Annotated in this window: 26 protein-coding genes and 1 pseudogene; 20 read left to right on the top strand and 7 right to left on the bottom strand. The window is 63.3% G+C overall.

Annotation, left to right across the window (positions count from 1 at the left end):
* Positions 1-16 precede the first annotated feature (16 nt).
* A pseudogene (locus tag J0I42_RS06555) lies at positions 17-1,808 on the bottom strand (thiamine pyrophosphate-requiring protein).
* A 432-nt stretch (positions 1,809-2,240) separates the two neighbouring features.
* On the bottom strand, positions 2,241-2,429 hold the full coding sequence (locus J0I42_RS06550; protein WP_291653952.1) for a hypothetical protein: 189 nt from the start codon (positions 2,427-2,429) through the stop codon (positions 2,241-2,243).
* A gap of 153 nt (positions 2,430-2,582) precedes the next feature.
* Between J0I42_RS06550 and J0I42_RS06545 the strand changes: the two genes are divergently transcribed.
* From J0I42_RS06545 to J0I42_RS24095, 3 genes are all read left to right on the top strand, one after another.
* Positions 2,583-2,807: a hypothetical protein gene (locus tag J0I42_RS06545; RefSeq protein WP_291653950.1), complete on the top strand. Its 225-nt coding sequence runs from the start codon at positions 2,583-2,585 to the stop codon at positions 2,805-2,807.
* A 112-nt stretch (positions 2,808-2,919) separates the two neighbouring features.
* Positions 2,920-3,132: a hypothetical protein gene (locus tag J0I42_RS06540; RefSeq protein ID WP_291653948.1), complete on the top strand. Its 213-nt coding sequence runs from the start codon at positions 2,920-2,922 to the stop codon at positions 3,130-3,132.
* A gap of 538 nt (positions 3,133-3,670) precedes the next feature.
* The gene (locus J0I42_RS24095; protein ID WP_465247646.1) at positions 3,671-4,687 is read left to right on the top strand and encodes a PAS domain-containing protein; all 1,017 of its coding nucleotides are present in this window, start codon (positions 3,671-3,673) and stop codon (positions 4,685-4,687) included.
* Between the two features lie 1,065 nt (positions 4,688-5,752).
* On the opposite strand, the gene J0I42_RS06525 is transcribed toward J0I42_RS24095, so the two are convergent.
* Both J0I42_RS06525 and J0I42_RS06520 read right to left on the bottom strand, forming a co-directional pair.
* Positions 5,753-6,166: a DUF1236 domain-containing protein gene (locus J0I42_RS06525; RefSeq protein WP_061966364.1), complete on the bottom strand. Its 414-nt coding sequence runs from the start codon at positions 6,164-6,166 to the stop codon at positions 5,753-5,755.
* Positions 6,167-6,287: 121 nt separating this feature from the next.
* Entirely contained in the window at positions 6,288-6,575 is a 288-nt protein-coding gene (locus J0I42_RS06520) for a hypothetical protein (protein WP_291653946.1), read from the bottom strand.
* A 380-nt stretch (positions 6,576-6,955) separates the two neighbouring features.
* On the opposite strand from J0I42_RS06520, the gene J0I42_RS06515 reads away from it, so the two are divergent.
* From J0I42_RS06515 to J0I42_RS06495, 5 genes are all read left to right on the top strand, one after another.
* On the top strand, positions 6,956-7,243 hold the full coding sequence (locus J0I42_RS06515; RefSeq protein WP_306223182.1) for a PepSY domain-containing protein: 288 nt from the start codon (positions 6,956-6,958) through the stop codon (positions 7,241-7,243).
* 17 nt (positions 7,244-7,260) lie between these two features.
* Entirely contained in the window at positions 7,261-7,797 is a 537-nt protein-coding gene (locus J0I42_RS06510; RefSeq protein WP_291653944.1) for a hypothetical protein, read from the top strand.
* A 66-nt stretch (positions 7,798-7,863) separates the two neighbouring features.
* Positions 7,864-8,358 (top strand): YciE/YciF ferroxidase family protein, encoded by a 495-nt coding sequence (locus J0I42_RS06505; protein ID WP_061966400.1) that lies wholly within the window; start codon positions 7,864-7,866, stop codon positions 8,356-8,358.
* Positions 8,359-8,474: 116 nt separating this feature from the next.
* Positions 8,475-8,885, top strand: a complete 411-nt coding sequence (locus J0I42_RS06500) for a DUF6766 family protein (RefSeq protein ID WP_061966368.1) — start codon at positions 8,475-8,477, stop codon at positions 8,883-8,885.
* A complete protein-coding gene (locus tag J0I42_RS06495) occupies positions 8,863-9,426 on the top strand; it encodes a CinA family protein (protein ID WP_162260081.1) in 564 nt (187 codons plus the stop codon). Before J0I42_RS06500 ends, J0I42_RS06495 begins: the two co-directional genes overlap by 23 nt.
* 6 nt (positions 9,427-9,432) lie before the next feature.
* Here the strand turns inward: J0I42_RS06495 and J0I42_RS06490 are convergent, their stop codons facing one another.
* Positions 9,433-10,353, bottom strand: coding sequence for a DUF72 domain-containing protein (locus tag J0I42_RS06490; protein ID WP_291653935.1), 921 nt, complete (start codon positions 10,351-10,353; stop codon positions 9,433-9,435).
* A gap of 251 nt (positions 10,354-10,604) precedes the next feature.
* On the opposite strand from J0I42_RS06490, the gene J0I42_RS06485 reads away from it, so the two are divergent.
* The 4 genes from J0I42_RS06485 to J0I42_RS06470 all read left to right on the top strand — a co-directional run bounded on the left by J0I42_RS06485 (position 10,605) and on the right by J0I42_RS06470 (position 12,688).
* Positions 10,605-11,282, top strand: a complete 678-nt coding sequence (locus J0I42_RS06485) for a Crp/Fnr family transcriptional regulator (protein ID WP_291653933.1) — start codon at positions 10,605-10,607, stop codon at positions 11,280-11,282.
* Between the two features lie 28 nt (positions 11,283-11,310).
* Positions 11,311-11,553, top strand: a complete 243-nt coding sequence (locus tag J0I42_RS06480) for a DUF6894 family protein (protein ID WP_061966372.1) — start codon at positions 11,311-11,313, stop codon at positions 11,551-11,553.
* A gap of 140 nt (positions 11,554-11,693) precedes the next feature.
* Positions 11,694-12,356, top strand: coding sequence for a Crp/Fnr family transcriptional regulator (locus tag J0I42_RS06475; RefSeq protein WP_082617294.1), 663 nt, complete (start codon positions 11,694-11,696; stop codon positions 12,354-12,356).
* 101 nt (positions 12,357-12,457) lie between these two features.
* Positions 12,458-12,688, top strand: a complete 231-nt coding sequence (locus J0I42_RS06470) for a DUF2171 domain-containing protein (RefSeq protein ID WP_082617295.1) — start codon at positions 12,458-12,460, stop codon at positions 12,686-12,688.
* A 378-nt stretch (positions 12,689-13,066) separates the two neighbouring features.
* Here the strand turns inward: J0I42_RS06470 and J0I42_RS06465 are convergent, their stop codons facing one another.
* On the bottom strand, positions 13,067-13,930 hold the full coding sequence (locus tag J0I42_RS06465) for a hypothetical protein (protein ID WP_291653925.1): 864 nt from the start codon (positions 13,928-13,930) through the stop codon (positions 13,067-13,069).
* A 255-nt stretch (positions 13,931-14,185) separates the two neighbouring features.
* On the opposite strand from J0I42_RS06465, the gene J0I42_RS06460 reads away from it, so the two are divergent.
* The 7 genes from J0I42_RS06460 to ku (J0I42_RS06430) all read left to right on the top strand — a co-directional run bounded on the left by J0I42_RS06460 (position 14,186) and on the right by ku (J0I42_RS06430) (position 19,830).
* Positions 14,186-14,374, top strand: a complete 189-nt coding sequence (locus J0I42_RS06460; protein ID WP_291653923.1) for a hypothetical protein — start codon at positions 14,186-14,188, stop codon at positions 14,372-14,374.
* A gap of 160 nt (positions 14,375-14,534) precedes the next feature.
* A complete protein-coding gene (locus J0I42_RS06455; protein WP_291653921.1) occupies positions 14,535-14,849 on the top strand; it encodes a GNAT family N-acetyltransferase in 315 nt (104 codons plus the stop codon).
* Positions 14,846-15,223: a VOC family protein gene (locus tag J0I42_RS06450; protein ID WP_291653919.1), complete on the top strand. Its 378-nt coding sequence runs from the start codon at positions 14,846-14,848 to the stop codon at positions 15,221-15,223. The genes J0I42_RS06455 and J0I42_RS06450 overlap by 4 nt, the downstream gene beginning before the upstream one ends.
* Positions 15,224-15,234: 11 nt before the next feature.
* Positions 15,235-15,423 (top strand): DUF3008 family protein, encoded by a 189-nt coding sequence (locus J0I42_RS06445; RefSeq protein WP_291653917.1) that lies wholly within the window; start codon positions 15,235-15,237, stop codon positions 15,421-15,423.
* A 48-nt stretch (positions 15,424-15,471) separates the two neighbouring features.
* Positions 15,472-16,329 (top strand): SDR family oxidoreductase, encoded by an 858-nt coding sequence (locus tag J0I42_RS06440; protein ID WP_291653915.1) that lies wholly within the window; start codon positions 15,472-15,474, stop codon positions 16,327-16,329.
* Positions 16,330-16,356: 27 nt separating this feature from the next.
* A complete protein-coding gene (ligD, locus tag J0I42_RS06435; protein WP_291653913.1) occupies positions 16,357-18,978 on the top strand; it encodes a DNA ligase D in 2,622 nt (873 codons plus the stop codon).
* Positions 18,979-19,044: 66 nt separating this feature from the next.
* A complete protein-coding gene (gene ku, locus J0I42_RS06430) occupies positions 19,045-19,830 on the top strand; it encodes a non-homologous end joining protein Ku (RefSeq protein WP_291653911.1) in 786 nt (261 codons plus the stop codon).
* On the opposite strand, the gene ku (J0I42_RS06425) is transcribed toward ku (J0I42_RS06430), so the two are convergent.
* On the bottom strand, positions 19,831-20,700 hold the full coding sequence (ku, locus tag J0I42_RS06425; protein ID WP_291653909.1) for a non-homologous end joining protein Ku: 870 nt from the start codon (positions 20,698-20,700) through the stop codon (positions 19,831-19,833).
* Positions 20,701-21,056: 356 nt separating this feature from the next.
* Between ku (J0I42_RS06425) and J0I42_RS06420 the strand changes: the two genes are divergently transcribed.
* The gene (locus tag J0I42_RS06420; RefSeq protein ID WP_156407019.1) at positions 21,057-21,248 is read left to right on the top strand and encodes a hypothetical protein; all 192 of its coding nucleotides are present in this window, start codon (positions 21,057-21,059) and stop codon (positions 21,246-21,248) included.
* Positions 21,249-21,386 lie beyond the last annotated feature (138 nt).

Raw genomic sequence — 21,386 nt, 5'->3', positions numbered from 1 at the left:
GGCTCGCAGCCATGTTTCAGCGGCCTTTCCGCGATGGCAGGAGCGTTGCGAGGAGGGAGCGAGCGGTGCTCGTCACCACATTGCCGGCCTCGGGGTCCCCGCTAGCCAGTGCGCCGGCGAAGCCTCGTGCCTGAGCGAAGGTGATATGGGGCGGCAGCGGCGGGACGTTCGGGTCGGTCACGATGTCCAGAACGAAGGGCCGATCGGCCGAGAGCGCCTCGTCCCAGGCCGGACCGACCTGCTCGGGATCGTCAACGCGGCGACCGCCCAGTCCCATGAGCTTCGCGATATCGGCGTAAGGGATGTCCGGGAGATCCTGGCTGGTGGGCCATTTCGGATCGCCGGCCTGAATGCGCTCTTCCCAGGTCACATAGGCCAATTCGCGGTTGTTCAGCACCATGACGATCAATCGGGGATCGGACCATCGCTTCCAGTATTTGGCGATGGTCACCAGTTCGGACATGCCGTTCATCTGCATGGCGCCGTCGCCCGCCAGCGCGATGGCAGGCCGGTCAGGGTGCGCGAACTTCGCGGCGATGGCATAGGGAACGGCGCAGCCCATCGTGGCGAGAGTGCCGGAAACCGACCCCATCATCCCGCGCCGGAATCGGAGATGCCGAGCATACCAGACGGTCGTCGTCCCACTGTCAGCGGTGACGATGCAGTGGTCCGGCAGGCGATCCGATAATTCCGATGCAACACGCTGCGGATTGATCGGCGAGGCTTCGACGAGCGCGCTGTCCCTGGCTTCCTGCCAGGCTTCGCTGACATTCGCCTCGATCGTCGTTCCATTCGCCGTCCGCCTTGGGCTTCAGCAGAGGGAGGAGAGTCTTCAGCGTCGCCGCCGCGTCGCCGATGAGATTGACCTCCATCGGATACCGGAGGCCCAGCATGCCTGCGTCGATGTCGATCTGGACACCGCGGGCCTGTCCCGGCTTCGGCAGGAACTCGGTGTATGGAAAGCCCGAACCGACCATCAGCAGCGTGTCGCAGTCCTGCATCAAGTCCCAACTGGCCTTTGTGCCGAGCAGCCCGATCGACCCCGTGCAGAACGAGACATCGTCCGGGACTGCAGCTTTCCCCAGCAGCGCCTTAGCAACTCCCGCTTTCAGCTTCTCGGCAGTGGCGATCACGGCATCGGTCGCGCCCAGTGCCCCAGCACCGACCAGGATTGCGACCTTTTCGCCTGCATTGAGCACATCGGCCGCACGCTGCAGCGCCGGCTCGGCAGGAACCACCGGCGAGATGTCGATGCCGACACCTGAATGCGTCATGCCGTGCTCCCGAGCCGGCTCTTCCATGGTTTCGAGCTGCAGGTCGTTTGGCAGAATGACGCAGGTCACGCGCCGCTCTGCCTGCGCGATCCGGAACGCGCGATCAATCAGATGCGGTATCTGCGCCGGCACGGATGCGGTCTCGACATAGGCGCCAGCAACATCCTTGAAGAGCGATTGCAAATCGAGGTCCTGCTGATAATGCGAGCCGATCGCCGAGCGAGCCTGTTGTCCAACCAGGGCGAGAACCGGCCGGTGATCGAGCCGCGCATCATAAAGACCGTTGAGAAGGTGTACCGCGCCGGGGCCCGAGGTCGCGATGCAGACCGCGACCTTTCCCGTGACGCGCGTCTCGCCCGACGCCATCAGGCTCGCCATTTCCTCATGCCGAGCCTGGATGAACTCGATATCCTTTTCGCGCCTCTGCAGGGCGGAGATCAATCCACCGATACCATCGCCCGGATAACCGTAGACGCGTCTGACACCCCATTGGTGGAGTCGGGTCCAAACGAAATCGGAGACGGTGTCGGGCATCAGGCGCTCCAGAGCATTGGACAGCGCACGCGAGACATCGATCTCGTTGGGAGGTAGCGCCGTATGGATCCCCCAGCGGCACGGTTCCAAGCAAAACAGAGAGCATTGCCCGAAGTTCCTTTTGGATGTCTGTTCCGTCGGGCGGCGGCGAGCGCCCGGAGATGTCGTATCGGCCCAAAGTCCGCATCAGCCCATCGTCGCCAAGGGCCGGATCGCAGGGAGGGGAGCTCAGAAGAGCGATGCCTGCTGGCGGCATGAACGACTGAGGATCGAAGGCGCCGCCGCGCCGAGGGAAGCCATGCCCTTTGCAATCGACCCGATCGATCCGGCCCGTGCCGAGGCGGCTCGTGAAAAGGCTCAGGCAGAATTCAAGCCGTCGCTTATGTCGATTTCCGAGGCTTCACTCTGCAGGGGCGCTAGAGGCCAGCAGGATCAATCGCTCGGCTTGTTGTCATTTGCGATATGAGCCTCCGCCCATAGCAAGCAGGCATAAAGGTCAAGAGCTTCCTCCAGCTCGGCAAGCTCGTGCTCCTTGTCGCTGCCCATACAGCCGATGAGGTCCTGTGCGCGCCGCAGAGCCGCTTGGAGGTCCTGCTCGTTACGGATTGTCAGGTGGGACATGGCTCTTGAACCGGACAGTCCGGGGTTCGTTCCGGGGATCGCGATGAATGACGACAGCGATCGCAGGAACGAAACCGCCTACGGACCGTTCGCGACTCCATTGAATGGAGGGAACGGTCTCCGCGGCCGCCCGAGAACCGCTACGAGGTCCGCATGGCTGCCGTCGACGAGATGAAGAGGGTCGCGAGCGCCGATGACGCCGAAGGCGCCTCCCTGGCTCCTCGCCGGATCGGCCCCGTGCGCGGGTTGCTGAAGTTGCTCGTGCAGGCGGATGCATCCCGCTCCAAGCTCAATCGTCTTGCAGCCGTTCTCATCCTGGTTGCAGGAATCTTGGCATTCGCATTCCTCGGATACGTCTTGCCAAAGCTTCTGTTGTAAGCTGCTCGGATTTCCGTGCGACCTGCAATTCCGCGACGCCGGGCATTAACATTTGATATTGAGAGTCCCTGATGCCCGGCTAGGTTGCATGTTGTGCCTAGCCGAGTTCGATATGCCTTTCTCGTCCTTCAGCGACCCCGCCGACATCGCCCGCGCTCAGGGCGCCTTCGAAATAGCCTGGAGTCGTATCAAGCGGCTGGTCATCGAGGAGGATCGCGAACGCGAGCACGCCCGTCTTGTGTTCATCATCGCATCGCTTGCTCATGCTTCCTACGATGAGGAGGAGTTGGCCGAGCGAGCATGGGAGCGCTACTGGCAGCGGTGATGCGCGGCGGCGAACTATTTTTGATCTGCCGGAACTCAAGATGCACGAGCCTGTTTAAGAGCTGCTACGTCGTTGCACCCATCGACGATAGCGGTGGACCCTCTGCCAAGATGACCACCAGAAGCGAGCCGGCGCATCATTCCCCCAGCCTGCCGGCTCGCTTCTTTCGCCTTCGACCGGAGAGCGAGCCGCGGATGTACCGGCTGCTCCCGGTCGAGGCCTTGAACACGTATGGGTACCTCGGACGACCCGGTGATAGAGGCCGCGGCTGAACCGGCATCTCCCTTTTCAATTCACGATCGACACAAAGGGGCCTTTTTGAAGCTCGCATACGGGCGTTTGGCAGCTCTCTCGCTCGGTGGTGGAATCTGGATGACGGCATCGTCGGAGCCGACAATGGAGCGACAATGACCACTTCTCGCCGGATCGCTAACATTGCTGCACCGGGCGTGAAAAAGATGACGACGGCGAGGAACCAGATGCCCCTATGCACGTATCGTTGTTCTGATAGTTCCGCGGTCAGGCTGGGGGCCGAAACTTGCCGCTCAACGAGGCACTAAAGCAGCTACGCTCGCGCGAGGAAGAACTCGCTCGCGTCCAGCGCATTGGACAGATCGGCGGCCTTGAAGTCGACCTGCGGGAAGGGGCATTTCGGAACAGCCGATCGCCTGAGTATCTTGCTGTTCATGGGCTACCGCCGGAAGCCGCAAACGAAACTCATGAGGCTTGGGTTGCGCGCATCCATCCGGAAGACCGGGATCGCGTCGTCAGTCAGTTTCATCGAAGCGTCTTTGGCGCCGACACGGAGTACGAGGCGGAATACCGGATCATCCGACCTTCCGACGGCGAAATTCGTTGGATCCTTGCCAAGGCTGAAATCCAGCGCGATGAACTGGGCAAGCCGATCAAGCTGGTCGGTGCGCATATCGACATCACAGCGCGGCGTATTGCCGAAGAACAGCGAGAGCTGATCGCCCGCGAATTGCAGCACCGCATCGGAAACATCTTCGCGGTGATCGGCAGCCTGATCTCGATGGCGGCGCGCGCGGAGCCTGCATCCGCAAAATTTGCGGAGGAGACCGTTGGACGAATTCGAGCCTTGAACCGAGCCCACGGCATCGTTCTGGATCAGAGCGGCAAAAGGCCAGCGGACAATCTGCTGGACCTCATCGGCAGGCTGGTGGCGCCATATAACTCCGGTTTAAACCCACGCATGACGGTCGCTGGAGATCACATCGAGGTCGGCCGTTCCGCCTCAACGGCAATCGCTCTGGTTCTTCACGAGCTGGCGACGAATGCAGTCAAGCACGGTGCCCTGTCGAGTCCAGCAGGGTCGGTCGAAATCGATGCACGCATATCGGGCAAGACCGTCATTCTGCGCTGGGCGGAAACTGGTGGGCCGCTGGTGGTCGGCGAGCCGCTGAAGCGAGGTTTTGGCAGCGAACTTGTCGATCGAGCACTGAGGTCTCAGCTGGGCGCGCAAACCCATTTCGCCTGGCTACCGCCAGGCTTGGTTGTCGTGATCGAGATGGACGCGAACAAGATCCAGTTTTAGCCGGGGAACCTGGCCGGGACTATGGAGCAGAGCCGCGAGGTAGCCCTTCTTCGAGCCCCTTCTTCCGCGGCTGGGTTTCTTTCCCGTATTCGCGGTTCTGCTCGGAATTGGCCCCGCCCTGAGCTTCAGGCCGATTTGCGCCGGGAGGCTCCGGGATGCGCTCCCGTTGTGATTCAGCGGAATCCGGCTTGGCGCCGAAGCCCTCTCTTGTCGGTGGATGGATCGACTGAGCTGCCGCCCCGCCAATCAGGGCGATAGATGTGGCCAGGATAATCAGGCGAGTTCGCATCGCACCCTCCGGTTTTCCCGAGAAACGTCCTTCGTGGCCTGGGTGTTCCTCGATACGCAATACGAACTGCAATTGGTTTTATGTCGGCCGTTATCCGTCCGTTGAACGAATAATTTCGTCGTCGTCGAACAGAGATCGAGTTCATATGGTTAAATGCTACGGCGATCCGTATCGGCACGTCCACCTCGCGTCCTATGACGGCAAGCACATCGGCTTCACCGGCGTCTAGTGCGCCTAGTGATCGGCGATATCCTACCATCTCCAGATCGTCGCGCCGGTGGCGGCCTGTAGCCGGACGGCGCGCGCTGAATTTCCTCGCCCCGGCTTCGTCTTGTTCGTGCGTGCTCTCGCGCCTGTTGTCTGAGCGGCTTGCCTTCCCATAGCGACCTCGCTCCACTCGCCGAAGCCGACGCCTTCCCAGCCATGCGGGTGCCGTTGTGGCGGGCAAACTAGGCCCTCTACGCCACCGCCCCTCGATGGCGCCGAGGCCTTTCGGGTACATCTCACCCTCACCGCTATCCCCAGCGCGTCGCCATCGCCAACAGCCGCCTCGTCGACATGGGAGGACGGGGATCACGATCGCTGGAAGGATTATCAGGCTCGCTCACCCGGAAAGATCTGGCACAAGATCATGACGCTGACGGCGCACTAGCCCCCTCCGCCGCTTCGTCCTCCACGTCCTGCCCGCTGACTTCCATCGCATCCAGCACAGAAGAACCCCGCCGGGATCTCCGACGCGGTTCACATGATGAGCTTGAGCTGTGAATCCGGCGTCGTTATTCGATGACCTGAATGATCTTGCGCGTCTTCGGCTCGACGATGACAGTCCGATCGTTCACCACGGTATAGCGATAGCCGTGCGAACCGAACTCGGTCGGGACTTCGCGATACGTCACCCCGCTCTCAGGGAGCACCGCACCGACGCGCACGTCCTCGCGATAGGTGTACGACGGCACTTCGTGGGCTTGGACATAGGTCTTGAAACGAGGTGTGGCGTCGCCGGCGATGCCCCCGACGACGGCGCCTCCAACGCCGCCCACTACGGCTCCGACCGGACCACCCACAATCGCTCCGCCAACCGCGCCAGTCGCGGCGCCCGCCGCAGCGCCCCCACGTGCGCCTTCAGGATTCTGGGCGAATGCCATCGTCGAGGTTAGCACGACAGCAGCAGCAAGTACGGTCTTCTTCATAGGTCAATCTCCCGATTAACCCCCAGTCTCCCATCACAACAGAAGACAGCATGATGCGGTTCCCTGCGGGCCAGCGGTCACCATGCGATTGGATTGGAATACATTGGCGTAGGCGACCTCCTTATGGAGACGGCTCGTTATTTGGTGTTCTGAGCGGCGGCAGAAGCGGAGCGGTCGTCTGGAACTGTTCCGCCGCCTTGGCTGGAACATCTTCCTGCTCACCCTGGCGCCACAGCGTTGCGACGATGTAGGCGAGCCGCTCCCTCTCACCCGGGGCTTTGAGCGGATCGTGGCCGTGTCTTGCCTCGACGATCGCCCAGGCTCGTTCAAGCGCGCGCTCAAGACGAACCAGATCCTCAGGTGATGCGAAACTGAACGGCATGGATTTTTGTAGGTCCGCGCCAGTCAAGTTTCGTTATCATATGTTAGTGGCGCCGCAGCTAGCGCGCGTGATTGGAGAGAACCCGTCGCTCCCCGGTTTCGAAGGATATGATGGGCCGGAGATCGACCCTGCCATGGCCCTCCATAGGGCGAGGGCCACAACCATTGTGTTCCGCCCCCGTTCCTGGGATTTGGATGATGTACGCGAGCGTACAAAACCATCAGTGAACATATCTAGCGCGCCGGCTCGGATGAGCGCTGGGTTCTCGTTGCAAATCAATGCATTAGGAGCGTGGCCATGCTGACCTGCTGCGCCAGGCCGGAACAGAATTGCTCGCGATGATGTTCGATTGAGCATCCCGCGGCGCCAGCCGCTCTCCATTCAGGGACATCATGATGAGAAAGCTCGTGCTCACGTCGCTTCTGGCGGCGATGACCTCGTTCGGCGCGTTCGCGCAGACCTCCACGACCTCGCCGAAGCCGGCGCCCGGTGCGGAAGCGGACAAGAATGCACCGCTGCCTGGCGCGAACAGCTTCACCGAAGGCCAGGCGAAAAGCCGCCTCGAAGCCAACGGCTATTCGCAGGTCACCGGCCTGAAGAAGGATGACAACGGCGTCTGGCGGGGGATGGCCACGCATGGCGGCGCCCAGGTCAATGTCAGCGTCGACTATCGCGGCAACATCACCCGCCAGTAATCGAAAGGAAGAGCGAGATGACCCAGACACTCACCCGTTCCTATGACAGCTACGAAACCGCCCGCTCCGTCGTGGAAGCGCTGGAAGCCGAAGGCGTGAGTTCCGCCGATATCAGCGTGGTCGGCCGCCATGCGTCGGTCGACGACAGCAATGCCGGGGAGGGCGCCGGCATCGGTGCGGCTCTCGGCGGCGCAGCCGGCCTGCTCGCCGGCATCGGGATGATCGCCATTCCCGGTATCGGCCCCGTGGTCGCAGCCGGCTGGCTCGCTGCGACAGCGGCCGGCGCCGTTGCCGGCGGGGCAGTTGGTGGCCTGATCGGTGCCTTCACCAGTGCCGGACATAGCGAGGAAGATGCCAATTACTATGCGGAGACGGTGCGGCGTGGTGGAACGGTCGTCTCGGTGCGGACCGCCGACGAAGATGTCCCCGCCGTCCAGGCCATTCTCGATGGCGCGACACCCATCAATCGCGACGAGAGGCTCGCCGAATACCGCGCTGGCGGCTGGTCGCGCTTCGACGAGACCGCGGCGCCTTATCGGCCGCCGGTCGTCTAGCCGCCTCGCTTCGGGCCCCGCCGCAAGGCGGGGCTTCGTCCGCAATTCATGGATCAGGAGACCATCATGCCGAGCGAACCGAAAACCCTCGACGATCTCTTCCTCGATACGCTGAAGGACATCTATTACGCTGAAAAGCAGATCCTGAAGGCGCTGCCGAAGATGGCGAAGGCAGCGAACGCGCCGGAGCTCAAGCAGGCCTTCGAGACTCATCGCGAGCAGACCGAGGGCCATGTCGAGCGCCTGACCGAAATCTTCGAGGCCATCGGCAAGGCGCCGCGTGGCAAGACTTGCGACGCCATTCTCGGAATCATCGAGGAAGGCAAGGGCATCATCGAGGAATTCGAAGGCAGCCCGGCCCTTGATGCCGGCCTGGTCGCCGCGGCCCAGGCCGTCGAGCATTACGAGATCGCGCGCTACGGCACGCTCAAGGCCTGGGCGCAGCAACTTGGGCTGAAGGATGCCGTCAAGCTCCTCGATCAGACGCTCACTGAGGAGGAGAAGACCGATCAGCTTCTCACGAAGCTCGGCATGACCTCCGTCAACAAGCAGGCGGCGTAACCATTGCCGGCATCTGGCCTTAAGGCTGGGTGCCACCCTGCCGGCGATGCGGCACGTTGTCGGCAGGGAGGGTACGGCAAGCGGCCAGGCGGTTTGCCGCAGGCAAGGAATGCGAGATGGGACGCACGATCTGGTCGCGCTACGGCTTTGTCTGGGTCACGGGCGGCTTTTTCCTGATCAGCCTTGTCGGCCACTGGATTTTCGGCTGGTTCGCCTACGCGCAGGAACAGGGTGCTCTTGGCCAAAACGCCGAGTTCAACGGCTATTTTATCGAGATGATGCGGGACACACTGGAGAACTGGCAGTCCGAATTTCTGCAGTTGATCTGGCAGGTCGCCGGGCTCGCGATGCTCCTGCATGTCGGCTCGCCACAATCGAAGGAGGGCGACGACCGCATGGAGGCCAAGCTCGATGCGATCCTGCGCAAGGTCGACCGGGATGGCGGCGATCGGCTGATCGACGAGATCGACCGCGACTATGCCGGCCGCCATACGGACCATCGCTATGTCAGAGAGCATCAATCTTGAACAGGTAGTGACCGCTCGGTTCGAGGAGATCGAAACACTGGCCGATCGGCTCATCGGGCTGGCGGCAAACCGTGGACTTCGCCTGGTCACAGCCGAATCCTGCACAGCCGGGATGCTCGCGCATCGCCTGTCGCGAGCGGTTGGAGCGGCCGCCGTCCTGGCAGGCGGCTTCGTCACCTACACCAAGTCTACGAAAACCCAGTTGGTCGGCGTATCGCCGGAGCTGCTCGCCGCATGCACGGCCGTTCATGCCGATGTCGCCGAGGCGATGGCCAGGGGCGCGCTTGAGCGCGGCGGTGCCGATCTGGCGCTGGCGATCACCGGGGTTACCGGTGCCGAGCCCGACGAGGACGGCAATCCCATCGGGCGGGTGTTCGTCGGCCTCGCCGCGGCCGGGAATGCTTCGAGCCTCCATTGTGAATTCGGGCAACTTGCGCCGGCGGCGTTGGCGCATCTTGCCGTGCAGGCCGCGCTGACATTCGCCCTGGCGCAGCTTAGTGACCCGGCGGCGCACCGGCTTCTGCACGGAGCCGGCGACTGAAACCCGTTATGCTGCCTTGGGCTTTGCCGCTTCGGGCCAGGCGATGCTGAGCATGCGCATCAAGACAGCCGCGTCCTGCGGTGCATGTCGCTTGTCGGTGTTGTCGAAGAACAGGTAGATGTCGCGTGGCTGATCGGTGGCGCTCTTCTGATCTGCGGCGAAATCGCCGTCCCGCATCGGTTGCCCTGAACGCCAGGCACGAATGCGCGCAGCCCAGCGCTCCAGGTCAGCTTCGTCATAACGAGACCGATAGAGCTCCTTGGAGCCGTGTAGCCGGCAATAGACAAAGTCGGCGGTCAGATCCATCAGCAACGGCCAGTCGGCTGTGTCGGCGCAGACGAGCGCGATTCCATAGCGGCGCAGCAGATCGATGAAAGCGGGATCGCGAAAGCTGTCATGTCGAATCTCGACCGCATGCCGTAGCGGGCGCTTCTTATCGGTTTCGACCCAGGCCCGGCCATCAAGATGCTCGTCGTGCCGCTTGGCGCGTGTAGCGGCTTCCTGCGTATCTTTGGGAAGCAGCTTCAGAAACTTTTCCATGAGCGCGGCATCGAAACGAAAGCTCGGCGGAAACTGCCAGAGCAGCGGCCCGAGCTTGGAGCCGAGGCGGAGCAGGCCGGATGCCAGGAAATTGCTCAGCGGCGTCTCGACATCCCGGAGCCGCAGCACATGGGTGATGTAGCGCGAGCCCTTGATCGCAAAGACGAAGTCGTCGGGCACAGCCTCTTTCCAGCGCCCGAAAACCTCGGGCTTCTGCAGGCCATAGAAGGTACCGTTGACCTCCAGCGCCGGGAACTGATCGGCTGCGTAGGAAAGCTCGCGCTTCTGCACCAGCCCTATCGGGTAGAAATGCCCGCGCCAGGGCGCATAGGTCCAGCCGGACAGCCCGATCCGGACCTTCTTGTCCTGCCGATCTTCCTTTCGCATGAAACGGCGCTCCCACAGGTGCTCGTTCCCCGGCAACGCGCCCGCGCCGGTTTCGTTCGCAGCCGCTCCGGTGCGCCTTCCGACACCTGTGAAGACGGCGCCATCCACTAACATAGGTAAATCCCCAGCCGGCTTTTTGCGTCCATACGGAGATTCACGGCAGCGTCGTTCACGCCGCCGGAATTCGCCGAATTGGAAGTGCGATGAACAGGCTGCGACCGTTTATTCGAACCTTGGAGCGGCGCGACCGGTTGTCGCCCGACGAGCTGGCGTTGCTGTCATCTGCGCAACTGCGCGTCCAGGGCTTCCGGCGCGGGCAGGAGATCGTGCGGGCCAAGACGCAGCCCGGCGAAAGCCGCCTGATGGTCCAGGGCATTTCCGGTCGCGAGATGGTCACGGCCGAGGGCAAGCGGCAGATCAGCGCCCTGCACGTCGCCGGCGATTTCGTGGATCTGCATAGCTTCGTGCTCAAGCGGATGGACCACGCTGTCGTCGCCCTGACCGAGGTTACCGCCATTTTCGTGCCCCATGCCGAAATCCGGCGCATCATCGATGCCTCTCCGCATCTTGGGCGCCTGTTCTGGCTGATGACAACAATCGACGGCGCCATCCAGCGCGCCTGGATCGCCTGTCTCGGCCGCAGCACGGCCATGCAGCATATGGCTCATCTTTTTTGCGAGCTCTGGACCCGGATGGAGATCGTCGGCCTGGTATCGGGCCACAGCTTTCCCTTCCGCCTCACGCAAGCCGAGTTGGCGGATGTCGTCGGGCTGTCGGCCGTGCACGTGAACCGGACGCTCCAGGAGCTGCGCGGGCTCGGCGTGGTTGACTGGAATGGCGAACAGGTCGAAATCATTGACTTCGATCGGTTGGTCGCTCTGGGCGACTTCGACAAGACTTATCTGAACCTGACCCAGGAACCGCGCTGAGGCGCAAGACAGGTGCAGGAGCTGCACCATGACACGCTATTTCATCGATACCTTTGACGGGATGCTCGACGTCCGGGATGGCATCGGGACTGAGTTCGCCTCCTATGACCGCGCCTGTGCCGAAGCCCGGCGGGCGGTCCGCGACATGATCCGGGACTATACCGATGATGGCGGCAGCCGGCCGATCAGCGTATCGGTCCGCAACCGCGACGGAAAGACCGTCTATGCGTTGCGTCTCGATCTTTCCGAAAGCTTCGACCGGGACGACTGAACCTATTCGTTTCGCGCTGCGTTGATCAGCCATCGCGAGGGCGGCCGGGATGAGCAGCCGCGCGGTTCTCGTCATCTAACCCATGTTAGTGCCATCGGGTCTGGTTCAGGTGACGCTGCCGCTTCCCAACGGAGGCGCCCATGAATGCTCGCTATCGGGAAAGCCCCCGAAACGCCGAGATTGACGATACGCGGCAACGAAGCCTGGATGAGTTGCTGGGGCCGGTTGCCCGGCGTATCCGCTTCGAGGCCGGCGCGGAGCTTCCGCTCGCCGACGCAATCTATTTCCCGATCGACGGTATTGCGACCCTGGTGCTCCAGCGCGGGCAGGCGAGGTTCCAGATCGGCTTCGGTAGTCGTGGCGATGCGATCGGCATCCAGAAGCTCTTCGCTCCGGAGTTCGCAGACATGTCCGCGAAGGTTCTGAAATCCGGCAGTTTCATCTGCGTCGCTCCTCAAACCTTGCGGCGTCTCCTGCGCGAGGATGGCGGATTGCGCGAGCGGCTGATGTTCCATGCCCTGCGGGCTGCTGGCCGATATCTCGATGAAGCGGCTCGCACGGTGGCGCTGTCGCTGGAGCGGCGCGTTGCGCATTGGATCACCCGCTGCGGCGAGACCCTGGCGAGCGACATCATTCCGATCACTCATCACGATCTCGCCCATACGCTGGGCGTGCGCCGCTCCGGCGTGACGGTCGCGCTCCATGTTCTCGAAGGTGAGCGTCTGATCCGCTCGTCGCGGGCGCGGATCGAAGTCATCGACGGCAAGGGGCTCGCGGCCTTTTCACGGCCACAGCTCTCCTGATCTACGCGGCAAAGGGCCGGTTTCGAAGGGAGCGGACCGTCATTGCTCGGAGAGCCGCGATGGAGGGGCTGCGATTCCAGCAAAGGAGATCGCCATGATTCATCGAACAGGTTCGAGAAGGTCGTGAGATCGTGGGTTCGGACGGCGTGCATGTCGGCACGGTCGACGCGGTGTCCGGAACGCTCCTCAAGCTCAAGAAGTCAGACCCGTCATCCGGAGGCACGCACTACTATCTCGATATCGGGCTGATCGTCGCGATCGAGGGCAATCGGGCGAAGCTGCTGGTTCCCGCGGCAGAAGCGAAGCAGCACAGGTCCGAAGCCGCGGAATAACGCGCTCGCCATCATCATGTCGCTGGAGGTCGAGGCCCTCTCCGCTACGCGAAGCCGGCCTTACCGACCGGCCTCGATCTTACCTTTCTCGTTTCCGGCGATCGTCGCGCTCCCGCTGTGTGGCATTCCCCTCCGAAATCACAGCCGGTCCTTTCACAGCCTCTTTCGCAGGGCCTTCGCGTCGCTCGGGCGGCCGCTGATTGGGTTCCGTCGGGCCGTTCGTGCTGCCCTTTCTCTTGGGTTGCTCCTCATTCATCGCATGTCCTTTCCGATCGTGATGCTGGAGAAACGCCGACGCGCTGCGATCCGTTCGGGTGAGATGAAAAGACTCGGCCCGCCGCGGCGGGCCGAGGGTGGCTTGCCTGATCGAGGAGCCGTTCAGAGGGTCGGTTCGACCCGGAGGTTCTCGTCCCGATGTTCCCCGCCCAATGTGGCGGCCCACGAGGCCGCCGCGGCGCCAACGAGCAGTGCTGCGGCCGTCAGGAACGCCGTCAGTACCGCGGTCTTGCGGGCACGCTCGGCCGCTTGCTTGGCGGTCTCCTTGGCCTGCGAAATCCGCGCATAGGCGTCGTCGATCCGCTTCTGCGCATCCTGCTCGCTGATCCCGGAGCGGGCGGCCAGACGCGAGGCGAGATAGTCCCGATCACCCTGTTCGATCCTGCCATTCGCGAGGGCGCTGACGAAGATCCGGGAGGCTTCCTCGCGTTCCTGGGTGGTCGGCGGCTGCTGGCCGTTGGCGCGCATGATGTTGTCGAGCGCCATCGCCATTGGATCGATGTTCTGGGAAACCAGCGAGGCTACCCCAGAGCTCGCGCTGGCGACACCGCTGGCCGCCGTCTTTGCCGCGCTGAAGAGCGAGGATGTCGCGACGATGGTGATCAGGAGCGCTCCGGTTGCCCAGACGAGCAGGCCGTGCGTTGCGTCGCGCACCTTGCGCTCCTCTCCGTTGGCGTCGAAGCTCGGCTGGCGCATGCGCCCCGCGAGATAGCCTCCCGCCACCGTCGCGGACACCATGACCCATAGCGCCCAGAGGGCGCCGGCAATCGCCAGGGCGGTCGCGCTCGAACTCTTCTCGAAATCGGCGGAGACCATCGACAGGCCGATCGCCGAGCCGAAGACCGTCATGATGGTGGAGATGGCGGTCGCGATCACCGCGCCGCCGATGATCGGTCCCCATTGCACATAGGAGTGGTTCTCCTTGTTCACGGTGACCGGGGCGACGACGACGTCTGTTCCAGACATGGACATGGCGAATTCCTATCGAAGACCGAGGAACGACAGGATGGCCATGATGACCACCACGAGACCGACGAGGTAAATGATGCTGTCCACGAGCCCCTCCTGTTGATGAGCGAAAGTGACAGGCAAACCGTGGTCAGGGCGGATTGGTTCCTAACCGCAGCAAACGGAGAAAATCGCGCCGAGCAGCGAGTGAGACCGGAACCGCTGGGGCGGAAGCCCGTTCACCTCCAGGGGGCATCCAGATGCGAGGCACCCATGCGTGACGGCGATGGCAACAAGCTCAGCCCTGAAGAGCAGCAACGCGTCAAATCGATCCAAGGCGATCCGGGCAAGGACGCCACCACGAAGGTCTCAATTGATCCCGATCCCGAGAAGGATACCGGAGACGCCGACAAGCCGCGGGTAAAGCCGGACGACAAGCCTGCGGCGGGTGTCGGCGAATGAGAGCCGAGACTTTTGGAACAGGCATCGGCCGCGCACAATCGCCGTTTCGAGTTCGCCTGCGCGAGCTGCTCGACCTCGCGCAATTCGAGCCGGCGAGCGGGAACCTGCTGCCGGCCGGCGTGTTCGACTCGCTATCAGCCCCATCGAGATAGGAGCGGCCATGCAGGTGCTCGACCAACCGGACTGGGCGATCGCCGATCATCCGGCCGCCAATCGTTTCGTGATGAGCTTTCCGGGCGGCGAGGCCTTTGCCGTCTATCGCAGGCTCGACGACTATCTCGTCGTCTCCCATACCGAGGTGCCCGCGACCTTTCGCGGACGGGGCATCGGCGAGCGTCTCGTCGAAGGGGTCTTCCGCCTGGCGCGAGAGCGCGGGCAGCGCCTCGTACCCGCCTGCAGCTGCGTCGCCGACTGGGCGCATCGGCACCCGGAATTCCATGACGTGCTCGCCGCCCGCGAGGGAGCGAGGCGATGATCGACCACGTCTCCGTCGGCATCAGCGATATCGCGCGGGCTCGTGCCTTCTACGACAGTGTCCTCGGCTGCATCGGCCTGCGGCTGCTGAAGAGCGACGAGCACTCGGCGGATTACGGCGTCGCGAGCATCCTGTTCAGCGTGGAGACGCCGCTCGACGGCCGGCCGGCGACGCGCGGCAACGGCATGCATGTCGCGTTCGCGGTTGGTCGGCGCGAACTCGTCGAGACGTTCCACCGCATCGCTCTCGCCCATGGTGGCCACGATGCCGGTGCGCCTGGTCTTCGCCCCGAATACGACGCCCACTATTTCGGGGCGTTCGTGTTCGATCCCGACGGCAACAAGATCGAGGCCGTCACCCGATCGTCCCAGTGAAGGAGGATACCATGCCTGCGAAATCAGCTGCACAGCAGAAGGCCGCGGGCGCCGCATTGGCGGCCAAGCGCGGCGACATGAAGAAGAGCGAGCTCAAGAGCGCCTCGAAATCGATGGAGAAGTCGATGAGCGAGACCGAGCTTGAGAAGATGGCTTCGACCAAGCGCAAGGGCAAACCGGAGCACGCCTCCAAGCACTGATACCACCGGACGGGGGCTCGACCGGCTTCCGCAAGCAGGAGAGTTGCCATGACAGCGCGTTTCGAGCCACCGTTCCCGGAACAGCGACAGCCGATGCCGGGCAAGACAGACGCGATGATGCCGCGGCCCGACCATGGCGAGACGAGCTATGTCGGATCGGGGCGGCTCAAGGGCAGGCGTGCCGTCATCACCGGCGGCGACAGCGGCATCGGCCGGGCCGTCGCCATCGCCTTCGCGCGTGAGGGGGCGGATGTCCTGGTCTCGTATCTCAACGAGGACGAGGACGCGGCCGAGACGGCCGACTGGATCACGAAGGCCGGGCAGAAGGCGGTGCTGATGCCCGGCGACATCCAGCATCCCGCCCATTGCCGCGCCATCGTCAAGCGGGCCCTCGAGGAGTTCGGCTGCATCGACATCCTCGTCAACAATGCCGCGCATCAGGCGAGCTTCGATACGATCGACGAGATTTCGGACGAGGAATGGCAACTGACCTTTGCGGTGAACATCCACGCGATGTTCTACCTAACCAAGGCCGCCGTTCCCCATATGAAGCCGGGCTCCAGCATCATCAACACGGCCTCGGTGAACGCGGACAAGCCCAATCCCAGCCTGCTCGCCTATGCGGCGACCAAGGGCGCCATCCAGAATTTCACCGGCGGGCTCGCCCAATTGCTCGCCGACAAGGATATCCGCGCCAATGCGGTTGCGCCGGGACCGATCTGGACACCGCTGATCCCGTCGACCCTGCCGCCGGAAAGCGTCAGCCAGTTCGGCAAGCAGGTGCCGATGCAGCGTCCCGGCCAGCCGGCCGAACTCGCGACGGCCTATGTCATGCTGGCCGATCCGCTCTCCAGCTATGTCTCGGGCGCGACCATCGCGGTCACCGGCGGCCGGCCGATCATCTGAGGCAAACCGACAGGCGAGGGCGTATTCTTGGCCGGCAAGCTGCAAGCCTATCGCGCCAAACGCGATTTCGAGAAGACGAAGGAACCGAGCGACGCGATCGCGGTGGCTCCTTCAAACCGCCTGCGCTTCGTCATCCAGAAGCACGATGCGACGCGGCTCCATTACGACCTTCGGCTGGAGCTGGATGGCGTCTTCAAGTCCTGGGCCGTGACCAAGGGGCCGTCGCTAGATCCCGGCGACAAGCGCCTCGCGGTCGAGGTCGAGGATCACCCGCTCGCCTATGGCGATTTCGAGGGCACGATCCCGAGAGGCCAATATGGCGGCGGAACCGTTCAGCTCTGGGACCGCGGCTACTGGGAGCCGGAGGGCAAGCTCAGCCCGCAGCGCCAGCTCGAAAAGGGCGACCTCAAGTTCACGCTAGATGGCAAGCGGCTGCAGGGTAGCTTCGTACTGGTGCGCATGAAGCATGACCGCGACGGCGGCAAGCGCACCAACTGGCTCCTGATCAAGCATCGCGACGATCACGCGGTCGATTCCGATGGCGATGCGGTCCTGAAAGCCGACGCCTCGGTCGCCTCGGGCCGGACGATGAAGGCGATCGCGGCCGGGCGAGGACGCTCGCCCAGGCCTTTTCTGATGGCTGCGCAGGCCGTCGATGCCGATGCCGTCTGGGACAGCAAGCAGGGCATGGCGGCAGAGGCACGCGCGGAAAGACCGAAACCGGCCAGGGCGACAGGCCGTCCCTCGAAAGCAAGCCGCGCCGCTACCGCCGATCTGCCCGGATTCATTCCGCCGCAGCTCTGCCGGAGCGTCGAGCGGCCGCCGGCGGGCAGCGGCTGGGTCCATGAGATCAAATTCGACGGCTATCGCATCCAGGCGCGTGTTGCTGCCGGCAAGGTCACATTGAAGACGCGCAAGGGGCTCGACTGGACGAAGAGGTTCGGGGCCGTGGCCAAGGCGTTCAAGGGCCTGCCGGACTGCGTCATCGATGGCGAGATCGTCGCGCTCGACGACCATGGCGCGCCCGATTTCGCCGCGCTGCAGGCGGCCTTATCCGAGGAGCAAACCGAAAACCTCGTCTTCTTCGCCTTCGACCTGCTGGTCCTCGATGGAGAGGATTGGCGCGAGCAGCCGCTGCTGGCCCGCAAGCAAAGGCTGGAGGCGCTGCTGGACGACGCGGCCGATGGCGCCACGCTGCGCTATGTCGAGCATTTCGAGACCGGCGGCGACGCCGTTCTGAAATCCGCTTGCCGCCTGTCGCTGGAGGGCATCGTCTCGAAGCGCGGCGATGCGCCCTATGTTTCCGGCCGCAATGATAGCTGGACCAAGGCGAAATGCCGTGCGGGCCACGAGGTCGTCATCGGTGGCTGGGCGACCACGGCGGGCAAGTTTCGCTCACTGCTCGTCGGCGTCCATCGCGGTCCGCATTTCATCTATATCGGCCGGGTCGGTACGGGCTATGGCGCGGCCGCGGTCGAGAAGCTGCTGCCGCACCTGAAAGAACGCGAGGCCAAGACCTCCCCCTTCACCGGCAAGGGCGCGCCCCGGCGAGCTCCGGGGGTGCATTGGGTCGAGCCCGTCCTCGTCGCCGAGATCGAATTCGCGGGCTGGACCGGCGACGGCATGGTTCGGCAGGCCGCCTTCAAAGGCTTGCGGGAGGACAAGCCGGCGGCGGAGGTCGAGACCGATTTGCCGGCGCCACCGGAGAAAACAGAACCGCCCAAGCCCGCGCCGGGACGTGGCGGTCGGGTCGATGTGCTCGGCGTGCCGCTGTCCAAGCCCGACAAGCCGCTCTGGCCCGATGCCGAGGATGGCAAGCCTGTCACGAAGCTCGACCTCGCCCGCTATTTCGAAGCGGTCGGGCCCTGGCTGCTGCCGCATATCCAGGGCCGGCCCTGTTCGCTATTGCGGGCACCCGACGGGATCGAGGGCGAGGTCTTCTTCCAGCGCCATGCCGGCTTCGGCACTTCCAGCCTGTTCGAGCTGGTGAAGATTTCCGGCGACAGGAAATCCTATCTCCAGATCGACCGGATCGAGGCGCTGATCGCAACCGCACAGATCGGCGGGATCGAGCTACATCCCTGGAATTGCCGGCCGGGTGAGCCGGAGGTTCCGGGGCGGTTGGTCTTCGACCTCGATCCGGGCCCGGGCGTTCCTTTCGACGCCGTGATCGCGGCGGCCAGGACGATGAAGGAGCGGCTCGATGCTCTCGGCCTCGTCAGTTTCTGCAAGACCACCGGCGGCAAGGGGCTGCATGTCGTGACGCCGCTGGAAAAACCCCGCCGGGGCGGCCCGGACTGGCCGGCAGCCAAGGATTTCGCGCGCCGCGTCTGCGCGGAGATCGCTGCCGCCGAGCCCGAGCTTTATGTCGTCAACATGGCCAAGCGCCTGCGCCAAGGGCGCATCTTCCTCGATTATCTCCGCAACGACCGTATGGCGACGGCGGTCGCACCCGTGTCGCCCCGCGCGAGACCCGGCGCGCATGCCTCGATGCCGCTGACCTGGCCGCAGGTGAAGGCAGGTCTCGATCCCGCCCGCTACACCATCCGCACCGTTCCGAAGCTGCTGGCGGCAAGCAAGGCCTGGGCGGATTATGACGAGGCCGAGCGGCCTCTAGCCCATGCGATCAGGAAGCTCGGCCGTTCCTGATTGACCTCCGCAGCATCGGAACGGATCGGCCGTCGATGCGTTTCGCGTCCGATTGGAGAGGCTTCCATGGCGCAGCGAACATTCTGGAAAGGCTATCTCAAACTCTCGCTCGTGACTTGCCCCGTCGCGATGACGCCGGCGCGCTCCGAAAGCGAGAAGGTCCGCTTTCACACGCTCAACCGCAAGACAGGGCACCGCATCCAAAGCCGCTTCGTCGACGCCGTCACCGGGAAGCCGGTCGCCGATTCCGACGAGGTCAAGGGCTATCCCAAGGGGGATGACGACTACGTCATGCTCGAGGATGACGAGCTCGACGCCGTCGCGCTGGAGAGCACGCGCACAATCGATATCGAGCTGTTCGCGCCGCGCTCCTCCGTCGGCTGGATCTGGTACGACACGCCGCATTACCTCGTGCCGGACGGCAAGATCGGCGACGAGGCCTTCTCCGTTATTCGCGAGGCGATGAAGGCGACCAGGACGGTCGGCATCTCTCGCGTGGTCCTCTACCGGCGCGAGCGTGCCGTCCTGTTGGAGCCGCGCGACAGGGGCATTGTGTTATGGACCTTGCGCTATGGCGACGAGGTCCGCGACGAGAAGGATTATTTCGCTGATATCAGGAAGGCGAAGTCCGAGCCCGACATGCGCGCGCTCATGGAGAAGCTGATCACCTCGCGCACGAAGGACTGGTCGCCGGAGCTTGCGCAGGACCCTGTCCAGGACGAACTGCTCGATCTCATCAAGGCCAAGCAGAAAGGCCGCAAGCCGGCCCGGAAAACCAAGCCTGCCGCCAGCGAGGGCAATGTCATCAGCATCATGGATGCGCTCAAGCGCAGCCTCGAACCGCGGAAGTGATCAGCTCGCCTTGCGCTGTGGTTCGGTCTTCGCGGCCGTCTTGCGGGCGGATTTTCGCTTCTTGGCGGGTTTGTCAGCCGATTTGCCATCGCCTTGACCGCTCTTGGCGCTCTGTCTGAGAGCATCGAGAAGATTGACCACCTTCGCCGGCTCCGGCCGCTTCACCGGCTTGATCTTGCGTCCTTCGATCTTCGCCTTGACCAGTTCTGCCAGCGCAGTCTCGTAGCGGTCGTGGAAAGCCTCGGGGTCGAAGCGGCCAGCTTTGGTGCGGATGATGTGCTCGGCGAGTTCCAACATCTCGCCTTCGATCTTTAGCTTCGGGATGTCGTCGAAGGCGCTTTCCGCCGGGCGGACCTCGTAGTCGAAATTGAGCGTCGTCGCGATCAAGCCGGTTTCATGCGGCCGTATCAGAATCGAGCGCATCCGCCGGAAGATCACGGTCCGCGCCAGGGCTGCTGTCTTGCGGCTCGCCATGACGTCGCGGATCAGGATGAAGGCCTCGGTCGCGATCGGCGTGCTCGGCGTCACGTAATAGGGTCGGTCGAAGAACAGGTCGTCGATCTCGTCGCAGGGCAGGAAGGTCGCGACGTCGAGGACCTTGTCGCTTTCTGGCGTGGCCTCGGCGATCTCCTCCGGCTCGAGCACGATGTAGTCGCCATCGCCGCGATCGTAGCCCTTGACCTGATCATCCTTCTCGACCGGCTTCCCGGTGACCTCATCGATGAACTGGCGATGCACTCGGTTGCCGGTCTTGCGATTCAGAGTGTGGAAGGAGATGCGCTCGCCGGTTGAGGCGGCAGTGTAGAGTGCCACCGGGCAGGTGACTTCGGCGACCTTGAAGACGCCTTTCCAGATTGCGCGCGGCGCCATGTCGTCAGCCTCGCATCAGAGCAGGGATTGCGGATGAAAAACCGTTCGTCTCAAGCGAAAGTTCCCGTGTCGAGCCGATCAACGGCTTATTTGCATCCAAGCCTTGGCTTGTTATGCCTCTGCGAATTGGATTGCCAGGAACGCGACGGTATCCGAGTCGGGTTAAGGCCAAGCTCAGCGGCGGACGCCGATGTCATCGCACCGTCCGAAAGCGGGCCTTCAACGTCCTGGGTGGCGGCGGACCTCGCCATCGATCCGGCAAGCTATCTCGATCTCGCGGCGGACGAGCTTGGTAAGCTTTTCTCGGGATCCGGCCCTCGTCCGATCCGGCTGATCAAGGCCCATGCCCAGCTATCTTGCTGGAATACGAGCAGGGCTTCCACGCCCTGCAAGAAGATCAGCGCAACCTCGGGCTCTACCATGAGCGCGCCGCTCGCATCCGCGACCCTATTGCTGCGGTAATGATCATAAGCTCGATCAATACCCGTTCGCTGCGGCTGTACGAGCAGTGGCCTTTGATCGGAGGACGTTCAACGCCCCAAAAATGAGTAGTTACCTTATGGTATGAATTATGGTAGGAATGATGGTATGAATTGAAATCAAGATAACTTGTAAATATTTGATTTTGTTTACTTATTGTTGTTATAGATGCGTATCCCCTAGGGAGCGCCATGGCTCAGGTCCTA

It is taken from the genome of Allobosea sp., from assembly GCF_017308015.1.
Lineage (GTDB): Bacteria > Pseudomonadota > Alphaproteobacteria > Rhizobiales > Beijerinckiaceae > Allobosea.
The sequence above is the reverse complement of the archived record's forward strand: the minus strand, read 5'-3'. Positions and strand labels throughout refer to the sequence as shown.